Genomic DNA, 10,919 nt, shown 5'->3' with positions numbered 1-10,919 from the left:
CACCTAGCGCAGGACAGTGATCCGCCCCAACAGCGTCTGCCGCGAGAACCCCAGCACCTTGCCCAGCGAGTCCAGCGCCAGCAGCGGCTCGGCCACCGGGAAGCTGCCGCTGACCTTGCGCTGCGCCAGCTCGCCGTCGAGCAGCACGATCCGCCCGGGGTAGTAACGCCCCAGGTCCTCGACCACCTGCCCCAGCGGCACCTGGTAATAATTCAGCCAGCCCTGGCGCCAGGCCAGGCGGCTGTCGCTGTCCACCGCCTCGACCGCGCCCGCCCTGCCGGTGGCATAGGCCAGCTGTTGATTGGCGGTCAGCTCGCGCGCCGGCTGGCCCTGGGCAGGCGTCACCGCCACCCGGCCGCTGCGCACCGTGACCTGGGCACCCTCAGCCTGCTCGCGCACTTCGAACTGGGTGCCGAGCACGCGCACCTGCCCGCCGTTGGCGTCGACCAGGAACGGCGCGCCGGTGTGGGTTACCTGGAAGTACGCGGCGCCGCGCAGCAGGCGCACACGGCGCTCACCCTGGTCGAAGTCCACGCCGATCGCGGTGCCGGCGTCCAGTGTCAGTTGTGAGCCATCGGCCAAGGTCACCTGGCGCACCTGCTCGGCGCTGGTGTAGTCGGCGCGCAGGTCCTGCAACCAATGCTGCGGCTGCCAGCCGGCCACGCCTCCCAGCGCCAGCACCAGGCAAGCGGCCACGGCGAAGCGCTGCCAATGGGGTTTGCGGGCAGGGCGGCGCATGGCCTCGAGATACTGCTGCAGGCCGGCCTGTTCTTCGGCGGCCAGGCGCGCGGCCGGGGCCTCGGTCTGCTGCCACAACGCCTGGGCCTGGGCGTAGGCTTCGCGATGGGCCGGGGCCTGCAGCAACCAGCGCTTGAATGCGGCGCTTTCGGCCTGCTCGGGCTGCTGGTGGATGCGCATCATCCAGCCCAGGGCGGCCCGGGACTGTTCGGCAGTAATCGGCGGTTCGAGGCTCATCGACGGGCGCTCCCTGGCCGGCGCGGTGGGGGGGCGGCTTCGGCGACACTCGCCTTGCACGCTTCGAGGGCGCGCATCATATGCTTTTCCACGGCGCTCTGGGACAGCTGCATGGCCTTGGCGATCTCGCCATAGGTGCAGCCGTGGATGCGATTGAGCAGGAAGATCTGCCGGGTGCGCTCGGGCAAGGCGCGTAGCGCCGCCTCGATGCGCTGCAGGTCATGGTCGACCTCCAGGGCCTGTTCGGGCGCCTGGGCGAAGGCTTCGTCGTCGGTGTGCTGCAAGCCTTCGGCCACGCGGTCGCGGCTGCCTTCGCTGCGCAGGTAGTCGATGGCCAGGTTGCTGGCACTGCGCAGCAGGTAGGTATCGAGGGCTTCGACCTTGACCTCGGGGCGGCGCCAGAAGCGCAGGAACAGTTCCTGCACCAGGTCGGCGGCGGTGGCGCGGCAGCCGATGCGCCGGTTGACCAGCGCCTCCATGCGCGCACGCTGGGCGAGGAATACCTGGACGAAGCGCGCCCGACCACGGCTGGCCTCGGCGTCGGCGTCGATCACCTCCCCCGGCTCGCGCAACGCCTTACACCGCCAGCACGGCCAGCAACGGCCCAAGCACCAGGCTGGCCGCCGCCAGGCCCAGCAGCAACCGAGGCTGGTACGGCAGGCCGAACACCCACAGCGTCACCCCGGCCATCAGCACGGCGATCCACTCCACCAGGCCGAGGGCCAAGCCCTGCAAGTGCACGGCCAGCACCAGCGACAGCAGCAACAGCGACCAGCCACAGATGCGCAGGGCCTTGAGCTGGCTGGCCGTGGGCTTGCGCCCAAGCAGGTCATTGAAGTGTTTTTCCATGGCCAGGCACAGGCCGGCGAATCCGGCGAAACCGAGCAGCGCGACGCTCAACATCAGCTCACCTCCACGGCTTTGGCGACCTTGGGCGCGCGCTTGGTCAACACCTTGGGCGCGCGCAGCATCTTGCCGGCAGCCCAGGCGAGGAACAGCCCGGTGCCCAGTGCGGTCAGGTCGAACCCGGCCATGGCCCAGTCACCGACGGCAATGGAGTGGTTCAACCCCTGGCCGGTGGTCAGGGCGTTGAGCAGCGGCAACAGGGCGAAGGCCAGCGCGCCCAGCGCCAGTTGCTCGCCCCAAGCCCGGCGCCCGGGGCGCAGCACGGCATGGGCCAGCGCCAGGGCCCAGGCCAGGAAGAAGGCGTTGATCTCCCAGTCGGCACGCCCCTGCAACGTCACCGGCAGCAGGCGGTTGGCCCAGAAGAACGCCGCCACGCCGAGCAGCAGGCCGCTCATGCTGGCGATGTTGAGCACCTCGACCAGGCGCAGCTCGACTGGCATATGCCCGCTCTTGGCATGCTTGAGCTGGCGTTTGCCCAGCCACATCACCAGGCCCGTGCCGATCACCGCCGTGCCGGCCACGCCGAAGGCGAAATACAGCCAACGCAGCCACGGCCCGGCGAAATTGCCCATGTGCAGGCCGACGAAGGTAAACGAGGTCATCATCGCCGCGCTCTCCGGCGCGCCTTGGCTAAGCAGGGCGCCGCTGACACCATCGAAGGTCCAGTTGGCGCTGCGCTTGTAGGCCACGCTGTCGGCCGAGGCGCGGCTGAAGGTGACCCGGGCATTGGCGTCGCCAGGATTCTGCACCTGGATGAAGCCCATGCGCGCGCCCGGCGCCTGCTCCTGCACCTTGGCGTACAACTCCGGCAATGGCGCCAGGGGTGCCGCGACGCCGGCCAGCGCCGGTGTTTGGTCACGCCCGAACAGGTCGTCGAAATAGTCGCCGCTGTCGCCATAGCTGGCCATGATGCTGGCCGGCATCACCATGTACATGAAGATCACCAGGCTGCTGTAGCTGATCATCAGGTGGAACGGCAGCACCAGCACGCCGATGGCGTTATGGCCGTCGAGCCAGGAGCGCTGGCCCTTGCCAGGGCGGAAGGTGAAGAACTCCTTGAAGATCTTCTTGTGGGTGATGATCCCGGTCACCAGGCCCAGCAGCATGATGAAGGCGCAGAAGGTCGCCAACCAGCGCCCCCACGGGTAAGGCATCTCCAGCTCGAAGTGGAAACGGTAGAAGAACTCGCCGCCACGGCTGTCGCGGCCCAGCACTTCCTGGCCGCTGACGGCGTCCAGGTCCTTCCTGACCATGCCGCGTCGCCCACCCGCATTCGGGTCGCGCCAACTGACGCTGAGCGCCGGCTCGCGCTCACTGGGCAGGCGGATGAACCAGCTGTTGGCGTGGCTGGCGTTGCTTTGCAGATAGCGCTGCGCCAGCGCCAGGCTGGCCACCGGATCAAGCGGGTGGCTCTGGACTTCGGGGGTGCTCCAGTGGCTGATCTCGTCCTTGAAGTACGACAGCGTCCCGGTGAGAAAAATGGCGAACAACAGCCAGCCGAAGATCAGCCCGGTCCAGGTGTGCAACCAGGCCATGGCCTGGCGAAAGCCCTCTTTCATCCGTTTTTCATCCAGTAGGCAAGCCCGGCGATCAGCCCCAGCACCAGGCTGGGCAGCAGCACGCCCAGCCAGGCGCGCCAGGCGCTGCGGCAGGCGAAGCAGCCGATGAAGGCCAGCAGGTAGACCACGAACGACAGCATCATGCCGGTGAGCGCGGCATCGACCTGGGCCATGGGCGCGAGCAGGGCAATGCACACGCTGGCCAGTGACGCCAGCAGGTAGCCGCCCAGCAGTGCCGCCAGGCTGCGTGAGGCGACGGCCAGGCGATAGCTCAAGGGAAGGCCGGCGGCTTTGCTCTTCATCGCGGTGGTCCGGGGAAATGGGGGTGCAATAGTAATGATTTCAATTCTCATAAGCAAAGAATCGGGGATGAACTGCGCCCTCCTTTCACCGATTGCCGAAAGGCCGAGGCCTGAATACAATGCGAACAATTCTTACTTCCAGTTGCGCTAGCTTGGCGCCGGAGTCGCATCGGTGCCCAGCGCCCTCTCTTCCACCGTCGAAGGTCTGTACCTCAACCACCACAGCTGGCTTACCGGCTGGTTGCGGCGACGCCTGGGTTGCCCGCAAAGCGCCGCGGACCTGGCCCAGGACACCTACGTGCGCCTGCTGCAGGCCCGTGAAACGCCGCAACTGGTAGAGCCCCGCGCCTTCCTCGCCACCGTGGCCAAGCGCGTGCTGTGCAACCACTTCCGCCGCCAGGAACTGGAGCGCGCCTACCTCGAGGCGCTGGCCCTGGTGCCCGAGCAGGTGGCGCCGAGCGAAGAAGAAAAGGCGATCATCTTCGACACCCTGCTGGAGCTCGACCGCCTGCTCGATGGCCTGCCGCCGCTGGTCAAGCGCGCGTTCCTGCTGGCCCAGGTCGACGGCCTGGGCCAGGGCGAGATCGCCCGGGAGCTGGGCATCTCGCTGGCGACGGTCAAGCGCTACCTGCACAAGGCAGCCCTGCGCTGCTACTTCGCCCAATGAACACCACGTTCGCCCCCCGCGTCGCCGAGCAGGCCGTGCATTGGCTGATCGAATCCCAGGCCGAGGGCTTCGACCAGCACCTGGCGCTGGAGCGCTGGCTGGCAGCCGACCATGAGCACCAGCGCGCCTGGGCGCACATCCAGCAGGTCAACCAGCGCCTGCGCGGCGTGGCCTCGCCGGTGGTGCACGCGACCCTGCAGGCGCCGCCCTCCCCGGCCAGGCGCCGGGCGCTCAAGGCACTGTTGCTGGTGGGGGTGGCCAGTGCCACCGGGCTCGGTCTGCAGCAGCACAACCCGCTGCCGGGGCTGATGGCCGACTATCGCAGCCCGATCGGCCAGCGCCGGCGGCTGACCCTCGACGATGGCAGCCAGTTGCACCTGAACACCCGCAGCGCCGCCGATGTGCGCTTCGATGGCCAGCAGCGGCTGGTGCGCCTGCAGGAGGGTGAACTGTTGCTGGAGACGGCCAACGATGCGCGGCCAATGCGGCTACGCACCGGCGAAGGCGAGCTGCTGCTGGAGCGCGGGCGCTTCAATGTGCGCCAGTTCGAGGGGTTCAGCTTGGTCACGGTGTTCAGCGGCAGCGCCAGCGTGGCCGGGCAAAGCCTGCTGGCCGGGCACCAGGCGCGTTTCGCCCGGGATGGGTGGCAGGCGATCGCGCCACTGGACCCGAACCGCGCAACCTGGGTGGACGGCATGCTGGTGGTGTCGCAGATGCGCCTCGGCGACTTTGTTGCCGAGCTTTCGCGCTACCGGCTTGGGCAATTGGCCTGCAGCGAGCGGGTGGCCGACTTGCGGATTTCCGGGTCGTATCCGCTGGAAGACAGCGAGCGGATCCTGGCCATGCTGGAGGTGGCGTTGCCGGTGAAGGTGCGGCGGTTTACCCGGTACTGGGTGTCGGTCGAGGCGGCTACGGGGTGAACCTGTGGCGGCCCTATCGCCGGCAAGCCGGCTCCCACAGGGGCAGGGGGGAGCTGGCTTGCCAGCGATGAGGCCGGTGAAGCCTGAAAAAAATTTGAATCAACCTGAGCCATTTCCCCGACCTCGCGTGACAGAGAAGGCAGACCCCCCTTCTCACAGGACCACCGCCCCATGCTTCTGCGCCCCAGCCCCCTCGCCCACGCCCTGCTGCTCGCCATCAGCCTGGGCGGCGCCGTGCCCGCCACCCTGGCCGCCGAAACCCGCAGCTACCACATCGCCTCCGGCAGCCTGGAAGACGCGCTCAACCAGTTCGGTCGCGAAAGCGGCGCGTTGATCTCGTTCGGCTCGGCGCTGACTCAAGGCCTGATCAGCCCTGGCCTGGACGGCCAGTACGAGGTGGGCCAGGGCCTGGATGCATTGCTGCGCGGCAGCGGCCTGCAGGCCCGTCAGGAAGCCGACAACGCCTACAGCCTGCAACCGCTACAGGCGGGCAACAGCGGCGCGGCCGTGGAGCTGGGGGCCTCGACCGTGGTCGGTGACTGGCTGGCCGACGCGCGCCAGGACAACGTCTTCGAACACCCCGGCGCCCGTGACGTGGTACGCCGCGAGGAGTTCGAGCGCAGCGGCGCCAGCAGCGCCCGTGAAGTGCTCAACCGCATCCCCGGGGTGAACGCACCGGAGAACAACGGCACCGGCAGCCACGACCTGGCGCTTAACTTCGGCATCCGTGGCCTCAACCCGCGCCTGGCGTCGCGCTCCACCGTGCTGATGGACGGCATCCCGGTGCCGTTCGCCCCTTATGGCCAGCCACAGCTGTCGCTGGCGCCGATCAGCCTGGGCAACATGGACGCAGTGGACGTGGTGCGCGGCGGCGGCGCGGTGCGCTACGGGCCGCAAAACGTCGGTGGCATCGTCAACTTCGTCACCCGTGCCATCCCCGAAGAGGCGACGTTCAAGGCGGCGATGCAGAACCAGATCAGCCCGTCGTCCAGCCAGGATGGCTTGAAGAACAACGCCAACCTGCTGATCGGCGGCACCAACGCCAACGGCCTGGGGGGTGCCCTGCTGTACTCCGGCACCCGGGGTAGCGACTGGCGCGAACACAGCAACACGCAGATCGACGACCTGATGCTCAAGGGCAAGCTGCAGCTCGACCAAGCCAACAGTCTGCATGCCATGGCCCAGTACTACGAGGGCGAGGCCGAGATGCCGGGCGGGCTGAGTGCCGCGGCGTTCGACGATGATCCCTATCAGTCGACCCGCCTGAAGGACAAGTTCTGGGGCCGCCGCACGCTGTTCAACTTCGGCTACGACTACAAGCAGGACGACCGCCAGTTCAGCGTCAACAGCTTCTTCACCAAGACCCTGCGTAGCGGTTATCTGGACCAGGGCAACTTCGTTTCGTTGTCGCCGCGCGAATACTGGGTGCGCGGTATCGAGACGCGCTTCTCCCAAGGCGTGGCGCTGGGTGACAGCTGGCACGAACTGGGCATCGGCTACCGCTACGTCAACGAAGCCGGCCACGAACTGCGCTACCGCGAGCCGACCCGCAGCAACCTGCTGCCCACCACCGACAGCCGCAACGACCGCGACACCCGTGGCAGCACCGAGGCCCATGCGATCTACCTGGACGACCGTATCGACATCGGCCGCTGGACCATCACCCCGGGCGTGCGCTACGAGATGATCGACTCGCAGCAAAGCAACAAACTAAGCGGCCAGCGCTACCAGGGCAGCTACAACACCGCCCTGCCGGCACTCAACGTGATGTACCACCTCACCGACACCTGGAACCTGTACGCCAACACCGAAGGGTCATTCGGCAGCGTGCAGTACAGCCAGATGCCCAACCGGGTCAGCAGTGGCGAGGTAAAACCGGAGAAAGCACGTACCTGGGAACTCGGCACCCGTTACGACAATGGCGACTTGCAGGCGGAGATCGGCGTATTTCTGATCAATTTCGACAACCAGTACGAAAGCAACCAGACCAACGATTCGGTGATCGCCCGCGGCGAAACCCGCCACCAGGGCATCGAGACCAGCGTGCGCTACGCCCTCGACGGCCTGAGCCCGGCACTGACCGGTTTCGACGTGCATGCCGGCTACGCCTTCGTCGATGCCACCATCCGTGAGGACGGGCCGAACAAGGGTAACCAGGTGCCGTTCTCGTCGCGCCACAAAGGCACCCTGGGTGTGGGTTACACCGACGGCCCGTGGCAGTTGAACCTGGACAGCAGCTTCCAGAGCAGCCAGTACGCCGACAACGCCAACACCGCCAGCGAGAGCGCCGACGGCAGCACCGGGCGTATCCCCGGCTACATGCTGGTGAGCAGCCGTGCCGGCTATGACTTCGGCCCTGCGCTTTCGAACCTGAAGGTGGCGGTGGGGGTGAAGAACCTGTTCAACCGCGAGTACTACACCCGCTCGTTCGACGACAACAACAAGGGCAAGTACGTGGGCGAACCCCGTACTCTATACCTGCAGACCTCGGTTGAGTTCTGACCGACGACAACAAAAGCCCGGCGAACGCCGGGCTTTTTGCAACAGGAAATTTTTCTTGCGCAGGGGGTTGAATTCGTCGCGCGGATGCCTGACCTTAGAGTCAAGAGGCGCAAAAAGACCAACGCCCTCAGTGGCTTGAAAGTGCCTCCCGCGAGCAAGCTGAATAAGGATTGAAGTCATGCAAATCCAGGTCAACAGCAGCAACCATTTCGAAGGCAACAACCGTCTCGACGAGTGGGTCCGCGCCACGCTGCACAGCAGCCTCGAGCGCTACGAAGAAGACCTCACCCGCATCGAAGTCCATTTGCGCGACGAGAACGGCGCCAAGCCCGGACCGCACGACAAACGCTGCCAGATGGAGGCTCGCCCCAAAGGCCACCAACCGATTTCCGTGACCCATACCGCCACTTCGCTGGACCAGGCGGTCGATGGCGCCGCCAACAAGCTCAACCACGCACTGGAACATTTCTACGGCAAACTGCGCAGTAAACGTGGCGTGCTTGAACTGAGTGACCCAGAAGCCTGATCCAACCGCGACAGTAAAAACGCCCGGCCTTGCGCCGGGCGTTTTCATTTGCACCGATCAGCGGGCCTGAACCAACCCCGGCATGCCCCGGTCAACTCCTGCAGTCATTCAATGCAGGCCTCGACCATGAACAACCCCTTCGACCAGATCAGCGCTGCGTTCGCCCCCGAATACCGGGTCAACCTGAGCATCGAGCGCCTCGATGGCAGCATCATGCTGACCCTCTCCGATGACAGCGGCGTGGTTGCCAGGCGCCTGGTCAGCGCGGCCCAGCGCAACGACCCGGTGCGTCTGCAGCGGGTCATCGACAGCATCCGCCTGGGCCTGGCCATCGAGCTTGGCCAGAACCCGCTGCAAGTGCTCGCCGCACTGACCCGCGATCATCGCCACCCGGCCTCCTGCCTGGCCAACTGAGGGCTATTTACCCTCGTCCACTTCCTTGCCGTTGGCGTCCAGCACCCTGGTCGACGGGTAGCGGTAGGAGGCATAGCGCACCACCAGGATGGCGAACGCCAGCAGCAGGATGCCGCCACACACGTACAGCAGCCCGACATCCGGCGCCTTGTGGTGCGACACATCGCCGATCAGCAAGCGGGTCAGCGCGGTGATCGCCACGTACAGCAGGAAGCGGATGGGCATGTGGTTGGTCTTGAAGTAGATCCCCACCATCGCCCCCAGCTCCAGGTAGATGAACAGCAGCAGGATGTCATCGACGCTGACCCCGCCCTTGCCCAGCATGTCCAGGAAGGTCACCACCGCCGCATAGGCGGTGATTGCGCCGATGCCGAACAGTGCCAGGTAGTGGAATGCCTCCACGCACAGGTTGCCCAGCGAGTCGGCGGAGCCATGCAGGCCCTTGCGCAGCTTGTCTGCCCATTTGGTGTTCACGATGTTCGATTCCCCGATACGGCTGAAGGATGGTGCGTCACGCCTGTGACAATTGTTGTGCCATGCAGTTAAAGGGCCAGGCACCCTGTCTTGGAAGGTGGTGGATTGCCGCAGGGCACTTGTGCGCTAGGCTTTTTGCTCGCGAATGGCCATCACTGTGGTTGCAGTGAACAGGCCTTCACCTGTACTGTATAAAAATACAGTTAATACCCCAACCAGCAAAAAGGCATAGAGGTGATGAATGGCCGTCGAAGTGGTGTACCGCAGCAGCCGCGACCCGGAGCGCTTGTTCATGGATAAGGCCGAAGCAGATCGTCACGACAAGATGCTCGAACTGGCCGAGCGCCTGGCTGAAGTGCTGCACAAAGCAGTGCCGTCGCTGAGCGAGCAGCAGGTCGAGGAAGCCGGTATCTACATGGCCAAGAACCGCGATGTGTTCGCCCGCGCGTTCAAGAGCCAGCCGGATGCGCTGGCGGAACTGCTCCAAGGTGGGGCAGCCGAGTAAAATCGGCGCGGCCCCCTGTAGAAGCGCAAGCCTTCTCAGCCGTAGAGCAACCTTTCCGCCAGCATCTGCGCCACCCGGGCCGGTGAGCGTTTTTCGGCCTGGGCATGGGCAAAAACTTCGGTCAACCGCGTGGGTATCCGCGCCAGGTGCGCGGTGATGGTGCCCAGGTCTTCACCGCGATGCTTCAACGCCACGTAGATCAAGCCACCGGCATTGATCACATAATCCGGCGCATACAGTATCCCGCGGTTCTCCAACTGGTCGGCCACCTGCAAGGTAGTCAGCTGGTTGTTGGCCGAGCCCGCCACCGCTGCGCAGCGCAGTTGCATCACGCTCTGCCCATTCAGCACCGGCCCTACCCCACAAGGCGCGAAGATATCGCAGGGGGTGCTGATCAAGGCGTCATTGGTCACCGGGTGTGCATTGAGCTGCTCCACCGCCAGGCGCACCTTGCCCGCATCCAGGTCACTGACCAGCAACTCGGCACCCGCCGCATGCAGTTGCTCGGCCAACGCGTAGCCCACATTGCCCAGGCCCTGCACCGCCACCCGCAACCCTTCCAGATTGTCGCTACCCAGACGGGCCATGGACGTTGCGCGGATGCCGGCAAACACTCCCATTGCCGCATGGGGCGAGGGATCGCCCGATGCGGTGGTGCTGGTGACATGGGGGGTGGACTGGGCAATGCAGTCCATGTCGATGGTGGAGGTGCCACTGTCCACGGCAGTGATGAAGCGGCCTTGAAGGGTGTCGACGAAACGACCGAACGCTTCGAACAATGCCGCACGGTTCTCCACATGCGGGTTACGCACGATCACCGCCTTGCCGCCGCCCATTGGCAGCCCCGCCAGGGCGGCCTTGAAGCTCATGCCCTGGGCCAGGCGGATGGCATCGGTCATGGCGCTTTCGTCATCGGCATAGGGCAGGTAGCGGCAACCGCCCATGGCCGGCCCCAGGTGTTCGCTGTGAATAGCCACAACAGCCTTCAGGCCCGTAGGCGGGTCGATGAACAGGTGCAGTGACTGGGTGCGGGTACTTTGCATGAGGGCGAACATCGACGGGCTCCCCCGAGAGGTGCTCCTACCAGTATAGGCAGGTGCATAAGGGCCGCCGCGCGGGCGGACCACTGGACGAAAGCCGGTGCCAGGGCTAATAGTACAAGCGTGATG

At 65.8% G+C, this 10,919-nt stretch carries 13 protein-coding genes; 6 read left to right on the top strand and 7 right to left on the bottom strand.

Annotated elements, in window-relative coordinates:
* Window positions 1-3 precede the first annotated feature (3 nt).
* From ACQ4N9_RS22990 to ACQ4N9_RS22970, 5 genes are read right to left on the bottom strand one after another with little or no spacing between them, the layout of a single operon-like run.
* Window positions 4-975, bottom strand: a complete 972-nt coding sequence (locus tag ACQ4N9_RS22990; RefSeq protein ID WP_390966984.1) for a FecR family protein — start codon at window positions 973-975, stop codon at window positions 4-6.
* The gene (locus ACQ4N9_RS22985; RefSeq protein WP_125462646.1) at window positions 972-1,547 is read right to left on the bottom strand and encodes an RNA polymerase sigma factor; all 576 of its coding nucleotides are present in this window, start codon (window positions 1,545-1,547) and stop codon (window positions 972-974) included. Before ACQ4N9_RS22985 ends, ACQ4N9_RS22990 begins: the two co-directional genes overlap by 4 nt.
* Window positions 1,548-1,551: 4 nt before the next feature.
* A complete protein-coding gene (locus tag ACQ4N9_RS22980) occupies window positions 1,552-1,878 on the bottom strand; it encodes a DUF3325 domain-containing protein (protein WP_390966980.1) in 327 nt (108 codons plus the stop codon).
* On the bottom strand, window positions 1,878-3,440 hold the full coding sequence (locus tag ACQ4N9_RS22975; RefSeq protein ID WP_390966978.1) for a PepSY-associated TM helix domain-containing protein: 1,563 nt from the start codon (window positions 3,438-3,440) through the stop codon (window positions 1,878-1,880). Before ACQ4N9_RS22975 ends, ACQ4N9_RS22980 begins: the two co-directional genes overlap by 1 nt.
* Entirely contained in the window at window positions 3,437-3,742 is a 306-nt protein-coding gene (locus tag ACQ4N9_RS22970) for a DUF3649 domain-containing protein (RefSeq protein ID WP_390966976.1), read from the bottom strand. The genes ACQ4N9_RS22975 and ACQ4N9_RS22970 overlap by 4 nt, the downstream gene beginning before the upstream one ends.
* Before the next feature lie 172 nt (window positions 3,743-3,914).
* Here ACQ4N9_RS22970 and ACQ4N9_RS22965 point away from each other — a divergent pair, with 172 nt between their 5' ends.
* From ACQ4N9_RS22965 to ACQ4N9_RS22945, 5 genes are all read left to right on the top strand, one after another.
* Complete coding sequence (locus ACQ4N9_RS22965; protein WP_258644877.1) at window positions 3,915-4,409, top strand: sigma-70 family RNA polymerase sigma factor; 495 nt, start codon at window positions 3,915-3,917, stop codon at window positions 4,407-4,409.
* The gene (locus ACQ4N9_RS22960; RefSeq protein ID WP_390966974.1) at window positions 4,406-5,329 is read left to right on the top strand and encodes a FecR domain-containing protein; all 924 of its coding nucleotides are present in this window, start codon (window positions 4,406-4,408) and stop codon (window positions 5,327-5,329) included. The genes ACQ4N9_RS22965 and ACQ4N9_RS22960 overlap by 4 nt, the downstream gene beginning before the upstream one ends.
* Window positions 5,330-5,500: 171 nt before the next feature.
* A complete protein-coding gene (fecA, locus tag ACQ4N9_RS22955) occupies window positions 5,501-7,831 on the top strand; it encodes a TonB-dependent Fe(3+) dicitrate receptor FecA (protein ID WP_390966972.1) in 2,331 nt (776 codons plus the stop codon).
* Between the two features lie 178 nt (window positions 7,832-8,009).
* Window positions 8,010-8,357, top strand: coding sequence for an HPF/RaiA family ribosome-associated protein (locus ACQ4N9_RS22950; protein WP_390966970.1), 348 nt, complete (start codon window positions 8,010-8,012; stop codon window positions 8,355-8,357).
* Between the two features lie 126 nt (window positions 8,358-8,483).
* The gene (locus ACQ4N9_RS22945) at window positions 8,484-8,771 is read left to right on the top strand and encodes a DUF3509 domain-containing protein (RefSeq protein ID WP_125462639.1); all 288 of its coding nucleotides are present in this window, start codon (window positions 8,484-8,486) and stop codon (window positions 8,769-8,771) included.
* A 3-nt stretch (window positions 8,772-8,774) separates the two neighbouring features.
* Here ACQ4N9_RS22945 and ACQ4N9_RS22940 read toward each other — a convergent pair whose 3' ends face one another.
* Window positions 8,775-9,245 (bottom strand): phosphate-starvation-inducible protein PsiE, encoded by a 471-nt coding sequence (locus ACQ4N9_RS22940; RefSeq protein WP_390966968.1) that lies wholly within the window; start codon window positions 9,243-9,245, stop codon window positions 8,775-8,777.
* A 241-nt stretch (window positions 9,246-9,486) separates the two neighbouring features.
* On the opposite strand from ACQ4N9_RS22940, the gene ACQ4N9_RS22935 reads away from it, so the two are divergent.
* Window positions 9,487-9,750: a YebG family protein gene (locus ACQ4N9_RS22935; protein WP_390966966.1), complete on the top strand. Its 264-nt coding sequence runs from the start codon at window positions 9,487-9,489 to the stop codon at window positions 9,748-9,750.
* A 35-nt stretch (window positions 9,751-9,785) separates the two neighbouring features.
* On the opposite strand, the gene ACQ4N9_RS22930 is transcribed toward ACQ4N9_RS22935, so the two are convergent.
* Complete coding sequence (locus ACQ4N9_RS22930; protein WP_390966964.1) at window positions 9,786-10,805, bottom strand: Leu/Phe/Val dehydrogenase; 1,020 nt, start codon at window positions 10,803-10,805, stop codon at window positions 9,786-9,788.
* Between the last annotated feature and the right edge of the window lie 114 nt (window positions 10,806-10,919).

Source organism: Pseudomonas sp. ES1 (assembly GCF_050586605.1).
GTDB lineage: Bacteria > Pseudomonadota > Gammaproteobacteria > Pseudomonadales > Pseudomonadaceae > Aquipseudomonas > Aquipseudomonas sichuanensis.
Note: the sequence above shows the minus strand (reverse complement) of the source record. Positions and strands in the feature narration are given on the sequence as shown.